This is a genomic window from Thermosynechococcus sp. M3746_W2019_013 (genome assembly GCF_015296045.1).
In the GTDB taxonomy this organism is placed as follows: domain Bacteria; phylum Cyanobacteriota; class Cyanobacteriia; order Thermosynechococcales; family Thermosynechococcaceae; genus Thermosynechococcus.
This window is the reverse complement of the sequence record NZ_DVDW01000017.1, coordinates 13,240-37,098: the sequence shown is the minus strand read 5'-3', so window position 1 is coordinate 37,098 and position 23,859 is coordinate 13,240. Positions and strand designations below refer to the sequence as shown.

18 protein-coding genes and 1 other RNA gene are annotated in these 23,859 nt (G+C 54.4%); 9 read left to right on the top strand and 10 right to left on the bottom strand.

Annotated features, from left to right (window positions below; all coding sequences use genetic code 11):
* Positions 1–21 precede the first annotated feature (21 nt).
* From rpoB to gyrB, 7 genes are all read right to left on the bottom strand, one after another.
* Positions 22–3,348: a DNA-directed RNA polymerase subunit beta gene (gene rpoB / locus IGQ16_RS03275; protein ID WP_024124088.1), complete on the bottom strand. Its 3,327-nt coding sequence runs from the start codon at positions 3,346–3,348 to the stop codon at positions 22–24.
* A 392-nt stretch (positions 3,349–3,740) separates the two neighbouring features.
* On the bottom strand, positions 3,741–4,436 hold the full coding sequence (locus IGQ16_RS03270) for a DevA family ABC transporter ATP-binding protein (protein ID WP_024124087.1): 696 nt from the start codon (positions 4,434–4,436) through the stop codon (positions 3,741–3,743).
* A gap of 9 nt (positions 4,437–4,445) precedes the next feature.
* Positions 4,446–5,600 (bottom strand): ABC transporter permease DevC, encoded by a 1,155-nt coding sequence (devC, locus tag IGQ16_RS03265; RefSeq protein WP_024124086.1) that lies wholly within the window; start codon positions 5,598–5,600, stop codon positions 4,446–4,448.
* A 9-nt stretch (positions 5,601–5,609) separates the two neighbouring features.
* The gene (locus tag IGQ16_RS03260) at positions 5,610–6,773 is read right to left on the bottom strand and encodes an ABC exporter membrane fusion protein (RefSeq protein WP_024124085.1); all 1,164 of its coding nucleotides are present in this window, start codon (positions 6,771–6,773) and stop codon (positions 5,610–5,612) included.
* Positions 6,774–6,861: 88 nt separating this feature from the next.
* Positions 6,862–7,449, bottom strand: a complete 588-nt coding sequence (locus IGQ16_RS03255; protein WP_024124084.1) for a pseudouridine synthase — start codon at positions 7,447–7,449, stop codon at positions 6,862–6,864.
* A gap of 10 nt (positions 7,450–7,459) precedes the next feature.
* A non-coding RNA gene (gene ssrS / locus IGQ16_RS03250) (6S RNA) lies at positions 7,460–7,646 on the bottom strand.
* A 37-nt stretch (positions 7,647–7,683) separates the two neighbouring features.
* The gene (gyrB, locus tag IGQ16_RS03245) at positions 7,684–9,606 is read right to left on the bottom strand and encodes a DNA topoisomerase (ATP-hydrolyzing) subunit B (protein WP_297041515.1); all 1,923 of its coding nucleotides are present in this window, start codon (positions 9,604–9,606) and stop codon (positions 7,684–7,686) included.
* 126 nt (positions 9,607–9,732) lie between these two features.
* Here gyrB and miaA point away from each other — a divergent pair, with 126 nt between their 5' ends.
* Positions 9,733–10,671, top strand: a complete 939-nt coding sequence (miaA, locus tag IGQ16_RS03240) for a tRNA (adenosine(37)-N6)-dimethylallyltransferase MiaA (RefSeq protein ID WP_024124083.1) — start codon at positions 9,733–9,735, stop codon at positions 10,669–10,671.
* Here miaA and IGQ16_RS03235 read toward each other — a convergent pair.
* Positions 10,614–11,357, bottom strand: a complete 744-nt coding sequence (locus IGQ16_RS03235; RefSeq protein ID WP_024124082.1) for a type 1 glutamine amidotransferase — start codon at positions 11,355–11,357, stop codon at positions 10,614–10,616. The two genes, miaA and IGQ16_RS03235, sit on opposite strands and share 58 nt — an antisense overlap.
* 6 nt (positions 11,358–11,363) lie before the next feature.
* Positions 11,364–12,959, bottom strand: a complete 1,596-nt coding sequence (locus IGQ16_RS03230) for a hypothetical protein (protein WP_297060227.1) — start codon at positions 12,957–12,959, stop codon at positions 11,364–11,366.
* 42 nt (positions 12,960–13,001) lie between these two features.
* Here IGQ16_RS03230 and IGQ16_RS03225 point away from each other — a divergent pair, with 42 nt between their 5' ends.
* The 6 genes from IGQ16_RS03225 to IGQ16_RS03200 all read left to right on the top strand — a co-directional run bounded on the left by IGQ16_RS03225 (position 13,002) and on the right by IGQ16_RS03200 (position 19,236).
* On the top strand, positions 13,002–13,433 hold the full coding sequence (locus tag IGQ16_RS03225) for a Holliday junction resolvase RuvX (protein WP_157869621.1): 432 nt from the start codon (positions 13,002–13,004) through the stop codon (positions 13,431–13,433).
* Positions 13,434–13,471: 38 nt separating this feature from the next.
* Positions 13,472–15,502: a ribonuclease catalytic domain-containing protein gene (locus tag IGQ16_RS03220; RefSeq protein ID WP_024124079.1), complete on the top strand. Its 2,031-nt coding sequence runs from the start codon at positions 13,472–13,474 to the stop codon at positions 15,500–15,502.
* 4 nt (positions 15,503–15,506) lie between these two features.
* The gene (locus IGQ16_RS03215; RefSeq protein WP_297060225.1) at positions 15,507–15,896 is read left to right on the top strand and encodes a YkgJ family cysteine cluster protein; all 390 of its coding nucleotides are present in this window, start codon (positions 15,507–15,509) and stop codon (positions 15,894–15,896) included.
* 54 nt (positions 15,897–15,950) lie between these two features.
* Positions 15,951–16,304 (top strand): hypothetical protein, encoded by a 354-nt coding sequence (locus tag IGQ16_RS03210; RefSeq protein WP_297060223.1) that lies wholly within the window; start codon positions 15,951–15,953, stop codon positions 16,302–16,304.
* A 27-nt stretch (positions 16,305–16,331) separates the two neighbouring features.
* A complete protein-coding gene (locus IGQ16_RS03205) occupies positions 16,332–18,101 on the top strand; it encodes an ABC transporter ATP-binding protein (RefSeq protein WP_024124076.1) in 1,770 nt (589 codons plus the stop codon).
* A 370-nt stretch (positions 18,102–18,471) separates the two neighbouring features.
* Complete coding sequence (locus IGQ16_RS03200; protein ID WP_024124075.1) at positions 18,472–19,236, top strand: pseudouridine synthase; 765 nt, start codon at positions 18,472–18,474, stop codon at positions 19,234–19,236.
* On the opposite strand, the gene IGQ16_RS03195 is transcribed toward IGQ16_RS03200, so the two are convergent.
* Positions 19,208–21,532 carry a heavy metal translocating P-type ATPase gene (locus tag IGQ16_RS03195; RefSeq protein ID WP_024124074.1) on the bottom strand — a complete coding sequence of 775 codons (2,325 nt, stop codon included), beginning with the start codon at positions 21,530–21,532 and terminating at the stop codon, positions 19,208–19,210. The genes IGQ16_RS03200 and IGQ16_RS03195 overlap by 29 nt on opposite strands.
* 226 nt (positions 21,533–21,758) lie before the next feature.
* Here IGQ16_RS03195 and eno point away from each other — a divergent pair, with 226 nt between their 5' ends.
* Together eno and rsmA are read left to right on the top strand one after the other, a co-directional pair.
* Entirely contained in the window at positions 21,759–23,039 is a 1,281-nt protein-coding gene (gene eno, locus IGQ16_RS03190; protein ID WP_297060221.1) for a phosphopyruvate hydratase, read from the top strand.
* Between the two features lie 3 nt (positions 23,040–23,042).
* Positions 23,043–23,843, top strand: coding sequence for a 16S rRNA (adenine(1518)-N(6)/adenine(1519)-N(6))-dimethyltransferase RsmA (gene rsmA, locus IGQ16_RS03185; protein ID WP_367116112.1), 801 nt, complete (start codon positions 23,043–23,045; stop codon positions 23,841–23,843).
* Positions 23,844–23,859: the final 16 nt, after the last annotated feature.

Below are 23,859 nucleotides of genomic sequence, written 5' to 3'. Positions count from 1 at the left end.
AGCTGACTCAGTTCTGAGTGTTTAGAATGTCGTTGCCCCTTCTTTATCGTCCGTGTCGTCTAGGGCACTGTAGTCAATAGTGGGTCGTGCCGGCGTACGGCGAGGACTGACATCCACCATCAAATCCACCTCGGGGTCAGGTTTCATTTCGCCATCGTCATCAAAGCTGGGAATACTGGCCTTGCGCACAGAAATATCTAAGCACAGGGATTGCAGCTCCCGCATCAGCACCTTAAAGGACTCTGGCGTGCCCGGTCGTGGAATGGATTGCCCCTTCACAATGGCATTGAGGGCTTCATTGCGTCCTTGCATATCATCGGACTTGACCGTCAGTAACTCTTGGAGAATATAGGCGGCACCATAGGCCTCCAGTGCCCACACCTCCATTTCGCCAAAGCGCTGACCACCTTGCTGGGCTTTACCACCGAGGGGCTGTTGGGTAACCAAGGAGTAGGGACCGGTGGAGCGGGCGTGGATCTTATCGTCCACCAAGTGGACCAGTTTCAGCATATAGGCCATTCCCACCGTCACTGGTCGGTCAAAGGGTTCACCCGTGCGGCCATCATAGACGACCATTTTGCCTGGATTCTCAGGGTTAAAGACCCAATCTTGACCCGTGACGTCTCTGGCCTCTTGCAGTTTGGCATGGACTGTTTCGCGGGATTTTTCTTTGCCGTGCATTTCATCAAAGGGGGTAATTTTAAAGCGACGACCAAGGCATTCTCCAGCCCAGCCCAAAAGACACTCATAGACTTGCCCCACATTCATCCGTGAGGGCACCCCCAAGGGATTGAGGACAATATCCACCGGCCGACCATCGGGCAGGAAAGGCATATCCTCCACCGGCAGAATGCGGGAAATAATCCCCTTATTGCCGTGGCGACCAGCCATTTTATCCCCCACTTGAATTTTGCGCTTCTGGGCCACATAAACCCGCACCACCATATTGGCGCCGGGGGGTAGCTCATCCCCTTGCTCACGGGTAAAGACGCGCACATCGACAACGCGACCTTTTTCACCATTGGGCACCCGCAGGGAGTTATCCCGCACATCCCGCGCTTTTTCACCAAAGATGGCACGCAGCAGTTTTTCTTCGGGGGGTTGATCCGATTCCCCTTTGGGGGTGACTTTACCGACGAGAATATCGCCTGCCTCTACAAAGGCACCGATGCGGATAATGCCGTTTTCATCCAATTGCCGCAGGGCTTCTTCAGAGACGTTGGGCACTTCGCGGGTAATTTCCTCAGGACCGAGTTTGGTTTGCCGCGCCTCAATCTCGTACTTCTCAATGTGGATAGAGGTATAAACATCCTCTTGCACCAGCCGTTCGCTAATTAGGATGGCGTCTTCGTAGTTATAGCCTTCCCAGGGCATGTAGGCCACAAGGATGTTCTGGCCAAGGGCAAGTTCACCCCCTTCGGTGGCAGAACCATCGGCAATGACTTGTCCCGCTTGCACGCGATCGCCCACAAAGACAATCGGCCGTTGATTCAAGCACGTATCTTGGTTGGAGCGCTGGTATTTTTGCAACGTGTAGGTAATCTCAGGGCCATTATCCGTTTTGACGCGAATTTGATTGGCATCCACATAGCTGACCACGCCATTGGTCTGGCTGAGAATCACCATACCAGAGTCCCGGGCTGCTTGGGCCTCTAGGCCTGTACCCACCAAAGGACGCTGCGGGCGCAACAGGGGAACGGCCTGCCGCTGCATATTAGAGCCCATAAGGGCACGGTTGGCGTCATCGTGCTCTAGGAAGGGAATCAGGGATGTAGCCACAGAGATAATCTGCACTGGCGAAACCGCCACGTAGTCCACCTGATCAGGGGTTGTGGTTGTGAAATCTTGACGATAGCGCACAGGTACCACATCACCAAGGATGTAACCGTTTTCATCGGTGGGCACATCCCCCGGCGCCACCCGCTTATCATCCTCTTCGTCAGCCGTCATGTAAATAGGAGGCTGATCCTTAAGGACGCGACCATCTTTCACGGGATAGAAAGGCGTCTCAATAAAGCCATATTCATTGACACGGGCATGGGTAGCCAGGGAGCCAATCAACCCGGCGTTGGGGCCTTCAGGGGTTTCAATGGGGCAAATGCGACCATAGTGGCTAGGGTGAATATCCCGCACAGCAAAGCCTGCCCGCTCCCGAGTGAGACCACCGGGCCCTAGGGCACTTAAGCGCCGTTTGTGGGTCAGTTCCGCGAGGGGGTTGGTTTGATCCATGAACTGGGAAAGCTGGCTAGAGCCAAAGAATTCCTTAATGGCGGCTACCAAGGGCTTTGGATTCACCAGTGAAGTGGGCGTCAAAGAATCCGTGTCAGACACCGTCATCCGCTCGCGAATAATGCGCTCTAGGCGATTGAGGCCAACGCGCACTTGGTTTTGCAGCAGCTCACCGACAGAACGGACACGGCGGTTGCCCAAGTGGTCAATGTCATCAATCGTTCCCAGGTCAAACTCTAGGTTAATGAGATAATCAATGGCGGCAAGAATATCCTCTGGGGTGAGGATGCGCACCGAGTCAGGAATATTTAACTGCAACTTGCGGTTGAGCTTGTAGCGACCCACCCGGCCAAGGTCGTAGCGCTTGGGATCAAAGAAGCGCGACTCTAGCAACTGTTGTCCCCCCGAGACCGTGGGCGGCTCCCCTGGACGCAGTTTTTTGTACAGTTCAATGAGGGCGTCTTCCTCAGAGAATTTGCCTTCTTTTTCAACGGTTTTTTGGTAGTACTCGGGGTGACGCAACCGCTCTAGGATTTCGCTATCGGTTAATCCCAAGGCCTTGAGGAGAACGTGCGCCGAGAGCTTACGGGTTTTGTCAATGCGTACCCACAGTAGATTGTTTTTATCAGTTTCAAATTTCAGCCAAGCGCCCCGGTTGGGAATCAGGCTGGCATTGTAGGTGCGACGACCATTTTTGTCGGTTTCTGATTTGTAGTAAACACCAGGACTGCGGACAATCTGGTTGACAATGACGCGCTCTGCACCATTGATAATAAAGGTGCCGCGATCGGTCATCAGGGGTAGATCCCCAATGAACACATCCTGGTCAATGATATTGCCGTTTTCTTTATTAATGAGGCGAGTTGGGACATACATTTGCATTGAGTAGGTGGCATCCCGCCGCTTGGCCTCATCTACGCTATACTTCGGCTCCTTGAGTCGGTAGTCTTTGGCCAAAAAGTGCAACTCAATTTTGCCGGTATAATCAGTAATAGGGGAGAAACTCTCTAGCTCTTCAATGAGTCCTTCTTCAAGAAACCATCGGAAGCTGGCCCGCTGAATCTCGACAAGGTCTGGCAAGGTAAAGGCGGGTGGCGTGTAAATCTGATTACTAGCCATGTATATCCTCTAGAGGGTATCGCTAAAACGCGGATCTTGCATCATAAGCAAAGAGGCGTCGCCCTGTCAAGCACACCAAAAGCTCCGCCTACGGCCAAAGGTGCCGCCGGAGACCTCGCAAAGAATGAAGCTGTTGAAAACAAGCAAAGTTGACAAGTGCCACTGCCGCGCTTGCAAGCCGCTACCTACGACGATAACACAGAGTTGCTATGTTTCAGCACTAGGACGCGGAGAGGAATTGGAGCTGCTACCCCTGAGTTGGCGAGCAATGATAGGGTCCGCCAGCTTGCGGTTTGCCTTTGGGTCTATAAAGGGCAATGGGCGCTCTCTGTTGGGAACCTAAAGGATAATCGGCGAGTTTCACCGGTGCAGCCTGCCCTGGGATGGCGTTCTTAGGCAGAAATCCCAAGGCTGGTCTCTGAGAGGTGGCCATCTTCCATGTGAATAATGCGATCGGCAACATCGAGAATACGGTTATCGTGGGTTACGATTAAAATGGTGCATCCCTGTTCACGGGCAAGGGTGCGCATAATTTCCACTACATCGCGACCGGATTTTTTATCGAGGGCAGCCGTCGGTTCATCGGCAAGCACAATTTTTGGATGTCCCACTAGAGCGCGGGCGATCGCTACCCGCTGCTTTTGCCCTCCGGAAAGTTCATGGGGATAATAGTCTAGCCGTTCTCCTAGACCAACGGCACAGAGCATTGCATCCACCCGCTCGCGCACTTCCCGTTGACTGAGGTGGGGTTGCAAATCCAGCGCCATCTGCACATTTTGGCGAGCCGTCAAGGCATGGAGAAGATTGTGGCCTTGGAAGATATAGCCCGTTTGTCGCCGGATTTGAATTTGCTGCTCTTTGGTGGCATGCCGTAGTTCCTGACCAAGCACCCGCAGACTGCCTTCCTGAGCCGAGCGTAGGGCACCAATCAGCGTTAAAAGTGTTGTTTTGCCTGATCCCGAAGGCCCCGTCATGATCACAATTTCGCCCGCCTCAATCCGAGCATGCAGATCAAAGAGAATTTGCTTGCGCAGTTGCCCCTGACCAAAATAGTGATTGAGGCCTTGAATGTGGATCACTGGCTCCATAACACCATCCTAGAAAATATCGGCAGGATCAGCTGCTTGAATCCGCCGCATAGCGATCGCCCCCGAAAGGGTACACATTAACACCGTCAGTGTAAAGACCAAACTGGCGCGTTCTACGGTCATCCAAACTGGCAGAGAGGTGGCATTGGCAATAACGATATACAGTAAAAACGAAACAATAAAGCCGGGCACATAGCCCATACAGGAGAGAATGAGGGACTCCTGCATCACCACGCCATAGAAGAAGACATCGCGATAGCCCATTGCCTTGAGGGTGGCATACTCTGCTAAGTGATCCGTAACATCGGTGTAGAGAATTTGATAGACAATGACAGAGCCAACGATAAATCCCATCAGGGCACCGAGGGAGAAAATAAAGCCAATGGAGGTACTCTTTTCCCAGTAGCTGCGCTCGAATTCAGCAAACTCCTCGTGGGTCAGCACTAGCACATCATTCCCAAGGGCAGCATTCATCCGCCGTGCCAGGGCCTTTGTATTTACCCCCGGCCGCACCCGCACGAGCCCCACATCAATTAGGCCAGGATTGCGTTCCGGGAACAGCCGCAAAAAGTTCAAATCGCTAGTGAGCAAGTTACCATCGGCACCAAAGTTGGCTCCCATGCGAAATAAGCCTGCCACGGTAATTTTGCGGCCAGAGACTTCGGTTGTCACCTGCTCCCCTTGGCGGTATAGCTCAGGAATTGGCCCAAACTCAGCGCGGGATTGAGCATCAAAAAGAACGTGATCCGCGAGCTTAATGGCATCCTGCCAGTGGGGGGTATCGGAGACGGCAATGGAGACGGCCATCGGATCCACACCAATCACCATCAGTTGGCGAGTACTTTTATTAATGGGATTGCGCCAGAGGCCAAAACTGAGGTAAAGGGGAGAAACAGACTCGACCCCTTCAAAGCCCGCTGCTTGGTAGAGCCGCCGCCGCGGAAAGCTGCGCATAGCGATCAGCGCCGTGGATTGCGGACTAATGAGGACAATATCGGTGTTTAAGCTCTCGTGGAAGCGCACTGCGGCCTTAAAGAGGGCATCGCGAAAGCCAAACTGCATCAGCATGAGTACAACCGCAAAGGCAATACCGGCGATCGCCACCAACAGCCGAATCCGCTCCCGAATCAATTGCAACCAAGCAAGGGGAATTGCAAAAATCATCGGTACACCTCAACGGGGATCAATGGCCACTTCCACTTGCATATTGGTCAGACCTGCCACCGGTTCACTGTTATCTAAACGAATTTTGACTTCCACTACCCGCGCATCTGTTTTTGCAGCCGGATCTGTATCGGTCACGTCATTTTTGGCCACCACCAACCCCACCTGAGCGACACGGCCACTCAGGGGCGCCCTGAGGGCACTACTGCGAATTTCAGCCCGCTGACCCACACGCACCCGGGGCACATCGGTTTCATACACCTCCGCAACGGCATACATTTGGTCAGTATTGCCCAGTTCGAGAATGCCCCGTTCGTTAATGTTTTCGCCAGCACGGGTGTGAATGCGCAGAATGCGGCCTTTGCGCGGTGCCCGAATAATTGTCCGCTGCAGGCGGGCTTCCGCCAGCTTTAGATTGCGCTCCGCTGAAAGAAGTTGCACTTGGGTTTGTACGCGTCCTAGATTCGCTTGGGCAGCGTCCACTGCAGCATTAGCAGTGGCCAGTTCTGTGCGGCGCTCTTCCTGTAAGCGAACGAGGTTGGCTTGGGCATTGCGCAGTTCTTCCTGTAAGCTGCGAACACGGACCGTGCGATCGTCGAGATCCTGTTGCGACACTGCCCCATCGGCAAAGAGTTGGGCAAAGCGCTGATATTCCCGATTGGCAGTTGCGAGTTCCGCTTGGATACGTTGAATGGTGGCCTGCTGGGCAGCAATGGCGGCAATAGCGGGTTCATTGGCGCGATCGCGACGCCGCTCGGCTTCGGCAATTTGAGCAAGGGCTAAGCGGGTTTCAGCCTCATAGCGTAGGCGGGCTTCCTGCAATTGACTGGCCGCCAAGTCTCGTTCGGCTTTGCGCTCCGGATAGGTATCTAAATAGGCAAGGGGTTGACCGGCAACCACCCGATCGCCTTCGCGTACCAACAACTGTCCCAATCGCTCCGTCATCGAGGGGGCACTCACCGCCACCACTTCCCCTTCTGGCTCGAGTCGACCAAGGGCGGTAATGCGATCGCTGATAGGGTTGGCTAGGGCAGCTTGAATTGCTTGTTCCTCACGGGCTCGCTGAAGCTGCTGCCAATAGTTCCAGCTCAGGAGTAAGCTCCCTAATCCGATGGCGATCGCCCCCCCGATCAGCCATGGACGACCAATTTTGCTCAGAAATGGCTGTCCCATGGGACGACCTCATCAATCCCTGCAGGGCAGTTAAGGTTAATAATTATGACTTCATCTTAATATAGGCTTACGCGATTATGAAGAAGTGCTAAGGTCGCCGACCACAGGATCGCCAAAGGGCTTGCCGTTCTAAAGGCAGAATGTCCCGCCATTGTCCGGGGGCAAGGTCGCCCAATTGCAAGTTGGCGATCGCCACCCGTACCAAACGCAGTGTGGGAAATCCTACCGCAGCCGTCATGCGGCGGACTTGGCGATTGCGCCCCTCCCATAGGGTCAGGCTTAGCCACTGCGTGGGGATATGGCGGCGATAGCGAATGGGGGGATGCCGTGGCGGCAAGGGGGGGTCTTGATCGAGGACTGCCACGCGAGCGGGTCGGGTGCGATAGCCTTGGATCACTACCCCCGCTGCTAATTGGCTCAGGGCTGCTGTATCGGGCTCACCTTCCACCTGTACCCAGTAGGTGCGCGGATGACCATAGCGAGGATCCGTTAAGCGGTGTTGCAACCAACCATCATTGGTGAGGAGAACTAGCCCCTCACTGTCGTAGTCTAGGCGGCCAGCGGGATAAACATCGGGGATAGGAACGTAATCTTTGAGGGTTGATCGCCCCTCTTGATCTTGAAACTGGCACAGAACCCGATAGGGTTTGTACAAGAGAATATAGCGATAATTCATGGTTAGGAAAAGTCTAACCGCGACGCCGTTTTACCTCAGTTTATGACCTAGTAAAAACTAGGGGGGAATGCCAACTGCAGACTTAGAAGTTTCTGGTTGAAAGACCAGTTTACTGCCGCCCGCAGTGTTGATTCCCAAATGTTTTGCAATTGTAGATCACAAAACAATATTGGCAGTCACCAACGTCGCAGCTAGACTAGAGCTACTATAGCACATCTACTTTGGGGGCTAGCTTTAGATATCGAGGTTCTCTAGTGCCAACTGTGGGCCATAGGTCTCGATAAATTCACGCCGAGGTGCCACGCGATCGCCCATGAGGATTGTAAAAATGCGATCCGCCTCAGCGGCATCTTCAATCTCCACCCGTTTGAGAATGCGGGTTTCTGGGTTCATCGTTGTTTCCCACAATTGTTCTGGCATCATTTCCCCTAAACCCTTAAAGCGTTGGATGGTGTAGTTGGCATTTTCCGGGAAGGAGGCAATCTGCTGTTGCAGCTCGCGATCGCTATAGCAGTAGAAGTGCTGGCGGCCCCGTTCCACTTTATACAGCGGTGGGCAAGCAATATAGATAAACCCTTGGTTCACTAGCTCCTGCTGATAGCGGTAGAAAAAGGTCAACAACAAGGTGCGGATATGGGAGCCATCTACGTCAGCATCGGTCATGAGAATAATCTTGTGATAGCGCAACTTGGCAGGGTCAAATTCCTCCCCCTTCACGCCCAGACCAAGGGCAGTAATTAAAGACTGCACCTCGTTATTCTTGTAAATTTTGGCATCATCGGTTTTTTCAATGTTGAGAATCTTGCCCCGCAGCGGCAAAATTGCTTGGAATCGGCGATCGCGCCCCTGTTTAGCACTCCCACCAGCAGAATCCCCTTCGACAATGAAAATTTCTGAGACAGCCGGATCCCGTGAACTGCAATCCGCTAATTTCCCTGGCAGCGTTGAAGACTCCAACACCGACTTGCGCCGTACCATTTCCCGTGCCCGCCGCGCTGCTTCAGCCGCATTGAAGGCTTGGATGGCTTTTTCCAAAATCGTGTCGGTGATGTTGGGATGAAAGTCAAGGTACTCCGTGAGGGCTTCGCCAACAATGGCATCGACAATGCCGCGCACTTCTGTATTGCCCAGCTTTGTTTTTGTTTGCCCTTCAAATTCAGGGTTGGGCACCTTTACCGAAATAATGGCTGTGAGGCCCTCGCGAATGTTTTCCCCGGCAAGGTTGGGATCGTTTTCTTTGAGTTTGTTGCGCTGGCGGCCAAGGGCATTGAGGGTCCGCGTCAGCACCGCCTTGAGCCCTTCCATGTGGGTACCGCCATCAATGGTGCGGATATTATTGGCAAAGCCTAGGAGATTTTCACTATAGGCATCGGCACACCACTGTAGGGCTGCCTCCACCTGCACATCGTTTTTTTCCCCTTGAATATAAATAATCTCCGGATGCAGCGGTTCCTTTTCCTGCACCATGTAGCGGACATATTCGCGGATGCCGCCTTCATAGCAGTAGGTTTCAGCCAGGGGGGGGCTAACACGCAAATCCTTAAATTCAATGCGAATGCCAGCATTGAGGTAGGCGAGTTCCCGCAGCCGTGTCATCAGCACCTTGGCATCAAATTCAATCGTTTCAGTGAAAATCTGGCGATCGGGAAAAAAGGTCACTGAGGTGCCGCGCCGTTCCTCAGTATCGGGGGTCTTTTCGAGGGGAGTCGTGGGAACCCCCCGTTCATAGCGCTGATGATGGACAAAACCATTGCGCCACACTGTCACCTCTAACCATTCCGAGAGGGCATTCACCACAGAGACACCCACCCCATGCAACCCCCCTGAGACTTTGTAGCCACCATCGCCAAACTTGCCCCCCGCATGGAGCACCGTCATCACGGTTTCAACTCCAGAGACGCCTGTATCGGGGTGAATATCCGTGGGAATGCCGCGCCCATTGTCGGTGACAGTGACGGAGCCATCGGCATTGATCTGGACTAAAATGGTGGAGCAGTAACCGGCCAGGGCCTCATCAACGGAGTTGTCCACGACTTCATAGACCAAGTGGTGAAGTCCCTTGGGGCCAGTGCTGCCGATGTACATCCCCGGTCGTGTCCGCACGGGTTCAAGGCCTTTGAGCACCCGCAACTGGGCAGAGGAATACTCGGCGGTCATGGCAACTCCCTAACTGCTATAGAATTGAGGCAAATGCGTTTTCACTTGCCTAAATGTCAAATCTGACCTAAATTTTAGCACATAAGGCTTATAGGCGATTCTAGGAAATTTTCAGGCTGTATTTGAGTGGGGGATGCAGGGTTAATTGTTATTGGGGGGGCAACGGCTACGGGCAAAACGGCGCTGGCGATCGCCCTTGCCCAGCAATTGAAGAGCGTCATTTTGAGTGCCGATTCCCGCCAGGTCTATCGCGGCTTTGACATTGGCACAGCCAAGCCCACCCCAGCCCAGCAACAGCAGGTGCGCCACCACCTCATTGATATTTGTGACCCCCGCGATACGCTGACCCTAGCAATTTACCAAGCCAAGGCTCAAGCCCTGATTGCCCACTACCACGCCCAAGGGATCACGCCCCTCTTGGTGGGGGGGACAGGATTGTATATCCGCAGTATTACCCAAGGGCTAACCATGCCCCAAGTCCCACCGCAACCCCATCTACGGGCCCAACTCATGGCTCTGGGTCAGCAGGAATGCTATCAGTGGCTGCAGCAGGTGGATCCTGTGGCGGCGCAACGGATCCATGCCCACGATCAAGTGCGTACCCTGCGCGCCTTGGAGGTCTATTACACCACTGGGCGGCCCCTCAGCCAGCAGCAACGGCGCCAACCGCCTCCCTACCGGATTTGGTACTTTGCCCTCACGGGGGGCGATCGCCAACAGCAGCGCCGCCGTATCGAAGCCCGCACTGAGCAGATGCTAGCCATGGGCTGGCTCGATGAAATTCGGCAACTGCAAAGGCACTACGGGGAGGATTTGCCCCTCCTAGACACCTTGGGCTATCGGGAAATGCGCCAATATCTGCGGGGAGAAGTTACACTCGCGGAGGCTATTGCCCTCACAGTGCAGCACACCCAACAATTTGCCAAACGACAGCGGACATGGTTCCGGGCAGAACCGGGCATCCATTGGCTGCAAGCCACCACCCTAGAAGGGCAACTGGCAGAGATTCAAGCACAATTAACTCTCTGCCCTAACACCACTGCAACAAAGCGGCGGATGAGCTGATTGGCATAGGGGGTGGGGCGAGCTGTTTGCTTGAGGTTTTCCAGGTCTGCAGTGCTCAGTTGATAGCGATCGCAATAGCGACGAATGCGGGCAAGGAGGTCGCGATCGTCCACCTCGGGATGAAACTGAAAGGCGTAGAAGGGTTTCCCCTCCAAACGAAAAGCATGGTAGGGACACAACTCGCTGTAGGCCAGTAAGGTTGCTCCCGCGGGCAGGGTCAAGGCGCGTTCCTGATGTCCAGAAATGGCCCAAAAGGGATTGGGAAAGCCAGCAAACAGGGGATCCGCGACTCCGGCCGGGGTGAGATACAGAGGGTAGGTGCCCATTTCCATGGCCGCGCGATCCACAATTACCCGTCCCCCCAAGGCCTGCACTGCCAATTGAAAGCCAAAGCAGGAGGCCAGCACGGGGATCCCCTGCTCAATACAGGCCAAAATTAAGTCCATGGCTGGTGGCACAAAGGGATAGAGGTCTGGCTTGAGCACTGTGGCATCACTGGAGCCGCCAATAAAAAGTGCATCAAAGCCTTGAATACAGTCGGGGGTAAAGTCATCACAGGCGAAGCCATTGAGGACTGTAAATTGCTCGGCAGCCAGGCCACTGAAGCGAATAAATTCCGATAGTTCCTCTTGCTGGGTGGCGCGATCGCCCCGTGCCTGCAGCAGTAGAATTCTTAGGGACTTCACAGTTTTCTAGGGTTTAGAAATCTCAATGGGCTGAGGGGTTGGCGGGCGCTGGGTGTCCACAAAACTAAACACAAGGGAGGTTTCAAAGAGTCCCACGTTTTGCTGGAGGGTTGGCTGCATCCGGGTTTTGCCCGTCAGGCCATAGGCCACAGCAAGGCCACAGGTGCCCCCAAGGTCATTGACTTCCTTGATCCAGTCGAGGAGCAGCGAACCACTTGCGGCGTCAAAGGTATCCAAAAGCCACAGATGATTGGCGTTTGTCTGAGCCAGGAGCATGACGATTTGCTCAGGGCCGGAGAGGGGAAAGACCGTCAGATGGTGAATGCCGCCCTCCTCAACAATTTTGGCGGTGAGCGCCGCCGCCGCTGATTTTTTGGTTTGAATCGTCAACACAGGATAGCCCTTAAACTCCTCGGGAATCTCTCCCCGTTGATGGTAAGCAACCGCTGCTTGTAATTCCTCTAGCTCCTTAGGAGGAAACCGCTTGAAGAGAATGTAGGCCTCCTCAGGAATCGCTGCGGTATCAATGGGAATCTGGCGCTGTGATTTGCTGTCCTCCGTGTCCTCATCAATGCCCGGTATCATCTGGGGCGCTGTTGCCACTTGCACCTGATAACCAAGGGCAAAATGGCAGGGTGAAGGAATCTTGAACCGCAGATTCAGTTCAGGGTACTCTTCCTTCTCAAACTGTTTCTTTGTCTTTTTCCAGAATTTGATCAGCGCCGCGATCGCCACATAGACCATCTCAGCCTCTTCAGGGGCATAGAAGTGACGGATCCCCTCCAAAGGATGGATGACCCCCAGTTCAATGGTGTAAGCATGCCCCCTAAGGACGAAAGAGAGATCGTTGCCTAAATCCTCCTCATCAACCTCGGAAAAATTCAAGAAGAAACAATCGTTGCGCAAAACCGTTTCCTCGAGGCGTTCAGCGTCCTCTTCATCAATGTAGGGATACTCTTGATCAATCTGCTGCCAAAAGTTGCGCAGTGCCTCCTGCCCTCGGTAGAGCATCAAACCAAAGTCACGCTTGGCCCCCTGGGGGCTCACCAGTACTGCAAAAAGGGTGGGGGAGTCCCAAGCATCGCAGTGGAGTTGAAGGGGGGTAACACTGTCGAGGCGCCGCCAGATATCCAGCTGGGCAAATTCCCCAATTTTCTGTTTGTAGAGGGGAACGTATTCCCGGGGGAGTACCTTGACATTTTGATCATCCCTGGTTGCTGCCGCCGCCATAAATTCAAAAAAATCATCAAGGGGGGGAACCTGGGCTTGATACTCCACCTGGATGTCGAGGGGAGCAACCACACCGCGCAGGAAAAATTGCAACTCACGGTCATCAACGATGATGGCGTCGGGACGGCAGGGCTGAGCTTCGGGATGACGGGGATATTCGATCGCCTGCACCAACAGCCGCGTCAGTTGCTCTGGGGTAGGTGGAAACTGACTGATCCCCATACTGCGTATCACCTGCTCCTTAGGATCGAGCCAAGCAGCACAAAAGGCCTCATCGTTGTCAGTACCGAGACTGCGACCGCCACCCACCCAAATGGCGGCAACTTGCGGTAAATTCAACAGACGACGGATGGTCGCAGTGGGTAGGTTCACAGGGCGATCGCTCCCAATTCCATAACCCTTCCACTCTAGCAAATGATAAAAATGGGTCGCACTAAGTATTTTTTGGGGTTTGATCCGGGGCAAGACAAGTGCGGTCTAGCCCTTGCCCTTGGTCAAGAAGTGGTGCGCCATGAAGTGGTGGCCAGCGATCGCGCGATCGCCTGTGTGCAGCAGTGGCACCAAGCCTACCCCTTTGAACAGGTGATTATAGGCAATCAAACCACCTCCCGCCGGTGGCAGCAGCAACTGCAAGCAGCTTTAGCTGTGGAAATTATTCCAGTGGATGAGCGCAATAGTACCCTAGAGGCCCGCGATCGCTATTGGCAACTCTTTCCACCCCGCAGTTGGCAACGGCTCATTCCCAAGGGGTTGCGCGTGCCCCCCCGCCCCATTGACGACATTGTGGCTATTGTTTTATTGGAACGCTACTGTGGCTATCCTCTGCTGCTCAGTCAGAGGCAATAAACTTTATAATTGTCGGATTACAGTACAGCACGGCAGCCGTGGAGAAAGGCACCCTCATTGAATTTCGGGTCAATAACCAGCGTCGCTTGGCGGTCATCGATCGCCCCGAAGGTAAAAAGCATTGGATTGCCATTGATCAGCATCTGCAAGCCCACACCATCCATCCGCGCCAACTCACATTTACGGTGCCCGAAGAGCGGTTTCGCCCCCAAGAGATTCCCACATTTTGGCAGCAGGTGCAGCCCCTCTTGGATGCCGACAGTTTAGAAGTGGCTTGGGAAATTATCCGCGAGGAAAACCGCACCATTACACCGGCGGATTTAGCCGAGCTGCTTTTTTCGGAGCGATCGGCGGTGGCCTGCTATGCCGCCTACTATCTTCTCAGCGAGGATCGCTTCTATTTCAAGCTCAAGGGAGAAACCTACGAGCCTCGGCCAGCGGCTCAAGTGGCAGAACTCAAACATCAAAGCCAGCGGGAAGCCCAACGCCTGGCGGAGGAAGTCAGCTTTCGCGAACATTTAGCTCAAGCCCTTAGGGGCGAAGCTGTGGAGTGGTCGGCCAGCGATCGCAGGCGCCTGGAACAGTTAGAACGTTATGCTATAGCCATTGAATCCAGTGCCCAACACCAAGCTGCCATTGATCTCCTCAGTGAGTTAAAGCGTCCTACTCAACCCCTAGGGGCATTCCAACTGCTGGTGGATCTCGGCCTTTGGTCGGAGCACGAAAATCTCTTCCTGCGCCGGAGTCAAATTGATGTTGAATTTTCTGCCAAGGTACTTGCTGTGGCCCATGAACGCCTGACCTCACCCCCCACGGACATTGACGCTCCCCTGCGCCGCGATCTCACCCATCTCAAGGTCTATACGATTGACGATGAAAGCACCCAAGAAATTGACGATGGCCTTAGCCTAGAGGTCCTGGGCGATCGCCAAAAGCTCTGGATTCACATTGCCGATCCCAGCCGCTGGGTGATGGTGGATGATGTTTTAGATCAGGAGGCTCGCCGCCGCGCCACAACAGTCTATCTGCCGACGGGGATGATTCCCATGTTTCCCACCGAGTTGGCCACAGGCCCGATGAGTTTGGTTGCGGGACAAACCTGTTGCGCCCTGAGTTTTGGCATTCTTTTGGCTGAGAGTGGCGAGGTTTTAGAGTACGAAATTTGCCCCAGTTGGATTCGTCCCACCTATCGCCTTAGCTATGACGATGTGGACATGATTTTGGAGCAAGGGGTAACTGGAGAAGCGGATCTGCTGGCGATCGCCCAATGGGGACAGCGGCGCAGTGAGTGGCGACGGCAACGGGGAGCGATTCGCATCCACATCCCTGAACCGAACATTAAAGTGGCTGGTGAAGAGGTGGAAATCTCGCCCCTCCATGATTCACCCGCCCGCCAGCTCGTGGCAGAAATGATGATTCTTGCCGGTGAAGTGGCCGCCCATTTTGGCGCCCGTGAGGGCATCCCCCTGCCCTTTCGCAGTCAAGCGCCGCCAGAACTGCCCTCAGAGGAGGAATTGCTGCAACTACCCGCTGGAATAGTGCGCGACTGTGCCATTCGCCGCTGTATGCCCCGCAGTGAAATGGGTACCCAACCCAATCCCCATGCGAGCCTTGGCCTTGATGCCTACTGCCAAGTGACGTCCCCCATTCGCCGCTACACGGATCTGCTGGCACACCGTCAGATTAAAGCCCACCTGCGGGGGGAAACCCCACCCCTAACACCCGAGCAACTGAATGAAATTCTCCTGGGGCTGGTGTCTTCCCTTCAGGAGTCTTCCCTTGTGGAGCGGCAAACCAACCGCTATTGGTGCTTAGAGTATCTGCGGCGGCATCGCGAAGAGGTGTGGCGGGGCATTTTACTGCGTTGGTTGCGTCCTGAGGAGGGGCTGGGGCTGGTTCTGTTGGAGGATTTGGCGGTGGAACTGGCAATGCGCTTTCAACGGCAGGCCAAGTTGGGAGAGTGTGTGCTGGTGCGCGTCAGTCGTGTGGATCCCCGCAGTGATCAAATTTGGCTGGAGGAGGTGCCTGCTGAGACACCAATGCCCGCAGAAACCGTTGCATTATCCTAAAAGCATGAAAAAGTGGCAGTGTATGCAAGGGTGTGGGGCCTGCTGTTACCTTGACTTGAGCGATCGCCCAGAGGTGCCCACCATTCTCAATGACGCGGAATTTGCCCTCTACCAATCCCTCATTGGTGCCGATGGCTGGTGTATTCACTTTGAACCCCTGAGCCGCCGCTGTCGTATCTATGAGGATCGCCCCCGCTTTTGCCGCGTCACCCCAGAGGTTTTTGAGGACTTGTACGGCATCCTACCGGCGGAACTGGATGAGTTTGCGGTTCAGTGTTGCTGTGAACACATTCGCGATCGCTACGGTGAACGGAGTTTTGAACTGCTGCGCTATGAATACCTAGTCGGGCGTAGCGCAGATTCTCCCCAAGCAGATCCCCCACCTTGTCACTGAGACAATGCCCTCTATAATGACAGCAAATGACAGCAAGTGTGTTCAGCCAGAGCCATGAGCGAGCAGTGGATGCGGGTTAACTTGGTAGAAGGCTCGGTAAGTTTTTGCTTTTCGCGCCCAGGGGCAGAGGCTCTACGCCAAGAGATTCAAGCCTTAATGGAACGGATGCGGGCGATCGCCAGAGCCAAAGCCAGCGGTACGCCTTTGGCCGCGCAAGCGGCGATGGAATACCAGCACGTTGGCGAAGTCTTTCTTGAAGTGTTTTGTAATCCGAATATCTGGCCAAACCCCTACGCTGCTAAAGTGCTTTTGACGGTACGCGATCAGCGCATGCGCTTAACGACTGAGGCAGAACTCAATCGTCTTGTGGAAGACCTCAACCAGTTTCTTGAAAGCGCTACCCCCTAGGGGGGCAATATCTGTTAGGTTGAGGATATGGTTACTCTTCCTAAAGCTGGCCGCTCTGGCCGTTTTCGTCGCCTGCTGGCCTATCTGCGTCCTCACCAAACAAAAATCTGGGGGGGCATTGCAGCGCTTTTCATTGTCAACCTCCTAGGGACCTATTTGCCCCTGCTGATCGGCACTGCCGTTGATGAGTTGCAGACCAAGTTTGACTTTCAACGGGTGGTGTTCTATGCCCTGCTGCTGATTGGCTTAGCCTCCTTGATGTGGCTGATTCGCATGGCCTCGCGCCTGTGGATCTTTGGTGCCGGACGATTGGTGGAATTTGACCTCAAGCAACGGCTCTTTGACCATCTCCTGCGTTTAGAACCCAGTTACTTTGCGGAAAACACCCCTGGGGATCTCATTAGCCGTGCCACCAGTGATGTGGATAACATTCGGCGGCTCGTGGGCTTTGCTCTTTTGAGTGCTGCCAACACAGTCTTTGCCTACGGTATGACGCTGCCGGTGATGCTGGCAATTCATCCGGGGTTGAGTTTAGGGGCGATCGCCGTCTATCCAGCAGTTCTCTTTATTGTCCAAAGTTTTAGCGATCGCCTGCGGGCAGAGCAGCTAGAGGTGCAACAAAGCCTCTCGGAACTGAGCGAGCTCATCCAAGAGGACATGAGTGGCATTGCCCTCATTAAAATCTATGGCCAAGAAACCAACGAGCAGCGCCAATTTCACCAGTTAAATCAAGACCTACTCCGCAATAACTTGGTACTGGCCAAAACCCGCAACATTCTCTTTCCACTTTTGGGGGGGATGGTCAGCTTTAGCCTATTGATTCTCCTGTGGTTTGGCAGCCGCATGATTGCTGCTCATACCATTCAAGTGGGGGATTTTATTGCCCTGTTGCTGTACATTGAGCGGCTAATTTTCCCGACGGCGCTATTGGGCTTTACGATTACCACCTACCAGCGGGGGGAGGTGAGCATTGACCGTATTGAAGCGATTTTGAGTGTCGAACCGCGCATTAAGGATGACCCCGCTGCCATTGCCCTCCCCCGCGATCGCGTTCAGGGACACCTCTGTTGTCAGGACTTGACCTTTACCTACCCGAATCGCAGCACCCCCGCTCTCAATCACCTCAGTTTTGAAATTCAAGCGGGGGAAATGGTAGCGATCGTTGGCCCCATTGGCTGTGGCAAATCCACCTTGGCCAGTGCTCTGCCTCGTTTGCTAGAGATTGCTCCCAATCAAATTTTCCTTGATGGCATTGACATTACACGGTTGCGCCTTGCCGATCTGCGGGGGGCGATCGCCTACGTGCCCCAAGAAAGCTTTCTCTTTAGCACCACCATCAAAAACAACATTCGCTATGGTGAACCTGACGCCACCGAACTCAAGGTCATTGCTGCTGCCAGCCAAGCCCAAATTCACAACGAAATTCGCAACTTTCCCCAGCAGTACGAAACCCTAGTGGGGGAGCGGGGCATTACCCTCTCGGGGGGACAGCGACAGCGAACCGCCTTAGCCCGTGCTCTGCTGGTAGAAGCGCCCATCCTTGTTTTAGATGACGCCCTTGCCAGTGTTGATAACCAAACCGCCAGCCAAATCTTGCGGGCGCTACGGGAACAACGGCGCACGCGTACCGTGCTGTTTATTTCCCATCAACTATCAGCAGCAGCAACCTGCGATCGCATTCTTGTCATGGACAAAGGGCGGATTGTTCAACAGGGAACCCACAATGAACTCGTGGCCACCGAGGGACTGTATCAATTCCTTTGGGAGCAGTATCAACTGGAAAGCTCCCTCGCCTAGGGGAGCCGACCACTACATCCAAAGTAAATCGGCTACCCCAGTTGGTGTCGTCAATATGCTAGTAAGGGTTAAAGGGAACTACTGCCCTGGCTTTTGTGGACTAGGAGACTCCGTCGGTGCTTGGTTATTAGTCGTACCACCGCCGCCCCCGCAGGCCACTAGTGTGGTAGAAAAACCAACTAAAATCAAGATCAAAGCAGCAAGCTTGTAAAGAGATTTCATAGAACTCCTCACGGTAAGTAATTAGGTAAGGATTAAACAGTTCTTTTCTATCAAGTTTGCTGCGGCATTGCCAACTGCCGGGCAACCATCTGCCATAGAGATTCCCCTCAAAAGTACCACCGAAACCTAGAGAGCAACTCTACCCCCTATGCCCACTGAGCGATTACAAAAAGTCCTTGCCCATTGGGGAGTGGCCTCGCGACGCCATGCGGAAGCCCTCATCCGCAGCGGTCAGGTCTTTGTCAATGGTCAGCGGGCCCAATTGGGGGACAAAGTGGATCCAAAGCGTGATTGCATTGAATACAAAGGACAGCGCCTGAACCCGCCCCGTCCACCCCAACGGCTCTATCTGCTCCTCCATAAACCCAAGGGGGTGCTCTGTACCTGTCACGATCCCCAAGGTCGAACCACGGTTCTCGACCTATTGCCCCCAATGTATCAGCGCGCGGGGGGGCTGCATCCTGTGGGTCGCTTAGATGCTGACTCCAGTGGCGCCCTCCTGCTCACAAATGATGGGGCCTTCACCTACTATCTCAGTCATCCCCGCCATCACATCCCCAAAACCTACCGCGTTTGGGTACAGGGACAACCGCCCGAAAAGGCGTTGCAAAGATGGCGAGAGGGGATTCCCTTGGAGGGTGTGATGACCTTACCCGCAGCGGTTAAGCTGCTTCGCACCGAAGGCGATCGCTCCCTTTTGGAAATCATCCTCCAGGAAGGCCGCAACCGCCAGATTCGCCGTGTAGCCGAGCAACTTGGCTATCCTGTTGTGGCCTTGCAACGGATCGCGATTGGCCCAGTTCGCCTAGGTAATCTTCGACCCAGAGCGGTTCGTCCCCTTAGCCGCCATGAATTGGCCGCCCTCCAGCCAACTACCCAGCCAACTACGAAGACCCAGCCTGAGAGCCAGTGACTGCCGGCGGCCTATGCTGCACCGGGTGATCCGGGTGGGTAGCTTCCCATTCGGCGAGAAATTCCTTCGTATCTTTGACCGCAGGTAAGGGCAACGAGCCACCGGGACCTGCCAAGGGCCGCAACCCATTGAACTCCGCTAAGATGGCGGTGCCATTGTTAATGACCACTGCCAAAATTGGGTCAAGGGCAAAGAATATCCCCGACAGCAGCGCACCAATATTGGGAATAGCAACGATCGCCGTATTTTGCCAGACGATCTCCATTGCCTGCTTGGCAATGCGAATGGCAAGGGTCAGTCCCCGCAAATCATCCTCCATGAGGACCACATCTGCAGTTTCACGGGCAATATCGGTTGCCCCAGCAAAGGAAATAGACACATCTGCATAGGCGAGAGCTGCGGAGTCATTGATACCATCGCCACAGAAGGCCACCACTTTACCGCTGTCATGGAGGGCACGCACCACCTCCACTTTCTTTTCTGGGAAGGCTTCGGCGTAGATATTATTGGGAGCAATCCCTAAGTCTTTGGCCACCGCATGGGCAACGCGGCCAATGTCACCGGTCAGCATATGGGGAATAATGCCTGCCTCCTTGAGTTCACGGATAACTGCGGGACTTTCATTGCGGATCGGGTCGCTGTAGAGAATCACGCCAATCAAACGTCCATCCCCAGCCACATAGACAATCGAAGCCCGCCCAGAATCGAGGTCAGGGAAGCGGGCATTCAGATCAATCAGGCAAATGTTTTCCTGCTCCATCATGCGGCGGCTGCCCACCCGCAGATCGACACCCCGCACTTTTGTGGCCACACCAAGGCCAACGCGGTATTCCCAGTCTTCACAGTCAAAGAGGGGCTGATGGGTTTCGCGGGCATGGCGGACAATTGCCTCGGCTACGGGGTGGGTGAGTCCCTGCTCAGCACTGGCGGCCATACTAAGGATGTCATCGGCGCTGAAGCGAGGATCCATGACTTTAATATCCGTCACACCAGCATGACCTTGGGTCAGGGTGCCGGTTTTATCAAAAACAATTGTGTCGATTTGAGCCAGTTTTTCAATTGCCCGGCCACTGCGAATGAGCACGCCATGTTGGGCAGCATAGGTAAGGGCCGACAAAATCGTGGTGGGCACAGAGACGCGAATCCCCGTACCAAGATCAAGGGTCAGCAGGGCGATCGCCCGATTCAAATCCCCCGAGAGCACCCCCACGCCTGCGCCAATAGCCAACGTGGGAACCACCATTTGGTTGGCGACAGTGGCTGCATAGTTTTCAATGCGAGTGTCATGCACCGGTGCCGACTGCATCAAGTTGACAATCACACCCGCACGGGTATTGTTGCCCACCCGCTCCGCCAAGATCACCAATTGACCCTCCACCAGTAGCGTCGAAGCAAAAACCTCCATCCCCTCAGTGCGCGTTACGGGTACTGACTCGCCCGTCAGTTTGCACTGATCAATCAGGCCTGTGCCCCGCAAAATGATGCCATCAACGGGAATTTGATCCCCCGGATAGACAACAACGCGATCGCCCTCCACGAGGTCTTTGACTTCCACTTCCACCTCAAGGCCGTCCCTCTCCACAAAGGCGGTTTTGCCCAGACAGTCCAGCAAATCAAGGTTTGCCCGTTCCGAGCCCCGTGCTGTGAGGTCGCGGATCACTTCCCCCCCCTCAATCAAACCCAGCATAAAGGAGGGAGCAAAATAGTGGCCTTGCAGGGTATGAAGAAAAATTGCCAACCCATCGAGGAAGTCAATCGTTAACTGTTTCTCCTCTTGAATCGCTTCCCATGCTCGCTGAAACACTGGCATTGCCCCGGCAATCACCACACCAGCAATCACATAGCCGGGAATCGGTATCCCCATTAGGGAGGCCACACTCAAACCCAAGCCAAGAGCTGGTAAGCCCAAGCGTTCCCAATAGTTAATTTGGTGCGCTGCCGCCGCAGGGGTGGCTTTCTCAGTGCTAAAGGCGGGAAGGTCTGGCTTGGCCGCCACTTGAATCGATTCAAAAATTTGCCCCTGAATCGTTGCTAGGGCTTCTCCAAAAAGCTTGGGACTATATTCCACCACAAGGGAGCAAGCCGGGGGGTTAATGCGCGCCGTTGTCACCGCGGGTAAACTGCCAACAATGTAAAGCAGCCTTTCCCCATATTCAACATCAAAGCCCAACCGAGGAATACGAATCCGAAAGCGACCCCTAATCCAATGCACAACCTGATAGTGAACGGTTTCTGTGGTGATAGGCCGGGCAGGTATCTCAGACTGTGGGGAACAACTTTGGGCAAGGGTGGTCATGATGAATTCCTACAAATGGTCGGGCCAATGAAGCTGACTATAACGTCTAGGTAATCATTTCTGCCCAGTTTTTGGATAATCTACACCAAATTGACGCATATGAAACCCGTCTCAGACAAAAAAGGCAATGTAATACAGGACACTTTATAGCCTAGGTTATCCTTAAAGTATTTCAGTTTGATGGGGCATCTATCGTACAATCTAGCTGCATATTGAGGATAAGCAGATGATGGATACGGCGATCGCAACAATTCGTGCCCGCGAAATTCTCGACTCGCGGGGTCGCCCCACGGTAGAAGCAGAAGTTGAACTGGATTGTGGCGTTGTCGGACTGGCTCAGGTTCCTAGTGGTGCCTCAACAGGGAGTTTTGAGGCCCATGAACTGCGGGACGGCGATCCCAAGCGCTATGGTGGCAAAGGCGTCCTCACCGCCGTTGAAAACATTGAAACCAGGATTCTCAGTGCCCTTGTGGATCTCAACGCCCTTGATCAAACGGTGATTGACCAGTCCCTCTTGGAACTAGATGGCAGTGAGAATAAATCCAACCTCGGTGCCAATGCCATTCTGGCGGTGTCCCTTGCCACGGCTAAAGCAGCCGCAGAATATCTCGGTCAACCCCTCTACCGCTACTTGGGGGGGCCTTTGGCCAATGTCCTACCCGTGCCTATGATGAATGTCATCAACGGCGGGGCCCATGCGGCCAACAACATTGACTTTCAGGAATTCATGATCATGCCCATTGGTGCCCCTAGTTTTCGGGAGGGTCTGCGCTGGGGGGCAGAGGTTTTTGCTGCTCTGAGCAAGGTGCTGGCTGATAAGGGGTTACTGACTGGTGTCGGTGATGAAGGAGGCTTTGCGCCTAACCTAGACTCCAACCAAGCGGCTTTGGATATTTTGCTTCAGGCAATTGAAACAGCCGGTTACAGCCCCGGCACTGACGTTGCCCTGGCCCTCGATGTCGCCGCCAGTGAGTTTTATGAAGACGGCAAATATGTGTTTGATCATGCCAGCCGTAGCGCCTCTGAGTTAATCCGCTACTACGACCAACTGGTGAGTAACTATCCCATCATTTCCATTGAGGATGGCCTGCACGAGGAGGACTGGGACAACTGGGCACTCTTGACGGAAACCCTGGGGAGCCGCATTCAACTGGTCGGGGATGATCTGTTTGTCACCAATCCCAAGCGTTTGCAACGGGGGATTGACAATGGTGTGGCCAATGCCATCTTGATTAAGCTCAATCAGATTGGTTCATTAACCGAAACCCTGCAAACCATCGATCTGGCAACCCGCAAGGGTTACCGCTCGGTGATTAGCCACCGCTCTGGGGAAACAGAAGATACCACGATTGCGGATTTGGCTGTCGCGACCCGTGCGGGTCAAATTAAAACGGGTTCCTTGTGTCGCAGTGAACGAGTGGCCAAGTACAATCGCCTGCTGCGCATTGAAGCAGAACTGGGGGATCAGGCGGTCTATGCGCCCAGGGTGGGCTTGGGGCCGTGCTAGGTGATTCGTGCCCGCAAACGGTTTGGCCAGCATTGGCTGCGCAGTGAATCGATTTTAGCTCAGATAATTGCAGCCGCTGAACTGCATCCGGGCGATCGCGTCCTAGAAATTGGTCCTGGTCGGGGTGCCCTGACTCGACCGCTGCTAGGGAGCGGTGCTGAGGTGGTTGCCGTTGAACTGGATCGGGATCTCTGTGGCCAATTGCAGCGGCAGTTTGACAGTGAGCGGTTCCAGTTGATTGAGGGGGATATTCTGCGGCTGGACTTAAGCCCCCTGGGGTGCAACAAAGTGGTGGCCAATATCCCCTACAACATCACGGGGCCATTGCTGGGGCATTTGCTTGGCAGTATTGCCCGACCGCGTCGCCCAGCCTTTGAGCGGTTGATTCTACTTGTGCAAAAAGAAATTGGCGATCGCCTGATGGCCTCACCCGGCAGCAAGGCCTACGGTGCCCTCTCTGTACGGGTGCAATTTCTGGCCACCTGTGAGAAGGTGTGTGCAGTGCCCCCCCGTGCCTTTCAGCCACCGCCTAAGGTGGATTCGGTGGTGGTTTGTCTGCGGCCCCACAGGACACTGCCAAGGGTGCGATCGCCCCAATGGTTAGAAACTCTACTGAAACAGGGGTTTGCCACTCGCCGCAAGATGCTGGCCAATGCCCTCAAGTCCCTTGTGGCGCCGGCGCAGGTACGCCAAGCCCTCCTGCAGTTGGGACGAGATGCCAATAGCCGTGCCGAAGCCCTGAGCCTAGAGGATTGGCTGGCCCTGAGTGACATCCTAGAACCGTCCCATCGGCCCAATCGGTGAGAAGGCTGCTGAGCAA

Coding starts and splice junctions, on each gene's coding strand:
- IGQ16_RS03205 (WP_024124076.1), top strand. CDS start 16,332: ATGGTTACTCTTCCTAAAGCTGGCCGCTCTGGCCGTTTTCGTCGCCTG.
- IGQ16_RS03200 (WP_024124075.1), top strand. CDS start 18,472: ATGCCCACTGAGCGATTACAAAAAGTCCTTGCCCATTGGGGAGTGGCC.
- IGQ16_RS03195 (WP_024124074.1), bottom strand. CDS start 21,532: ATGACCACCCTTGCCCAAAGTTGTTCCCCACAGTCTGAGATACCTGCC.
- devC (WP_024124086.1), bottom strand. CDS start 5,600: ATGATTTTTGCAATTCCCCTTGCTTGGTTGCAATTGATTCGGGAGCGG.
- IGQ16_RS03225 (WP_157869621.1), top strand. CDS start 13,002: ATGATAAAAATGGGTCGCACTAAGTATTTTTTGGGGTTTGATCCGGGG.
- gyrB (WP_297041515.1), bottom strand. CDS start 9,606: ATGACCGCCGAGTATTCCTCTGCCCAGTTGCGGGTGCTCAAAGGCCTT.
- eno (WP_297060221.1), top strand. CDS start 21,759: ATGATGGATACGGCGATCGCAACAATTCGTGCCCGCGAAATTCTCGAC.
- IGQ16_RS03270 (WP_024124087.1), bottom strand. CDS start 4,436: ATGGAGCCAGTGATCCACATTCAAGGCCTCAATCACTATTTTGGTCAG.
- IGQ16_RS03210 (WP_297060223.1), top strand. CDS start 15,951: ATGAGCGAGCAGTGGATGCGGGTTAACTTGGTAGAAGGCTCGGTAAGT.
- IGQ16_RS03255 (WP_024124084.1), bottom strand. CDS start 7,449: ATGAATTATCGCTATATTCTCTTGTACAAACCCTATCGGGTTCTGTGC.
- IGQ16_RS03215 (WP_297060225.1), top strand. CDS start 15,507: ATGAAAAAGTGGCAGTGTATGCAAGGGTGTGGGGCCTGCTGTTACCTT.
- IGQ16_RS03260 (WP_024124085.1), bottom strand. CDS start 6,773: ATGGGACAGCCATTTCTGAGCAAAATTGGTCGTCCATGGCTGATCGGG.
- rpoB (WP_024124088.1), bottom strand. CDS start 3,348: ATGGCTAGTAATCAGATTTACACGCCACCCGCCTTTACCTTGCCAGAC.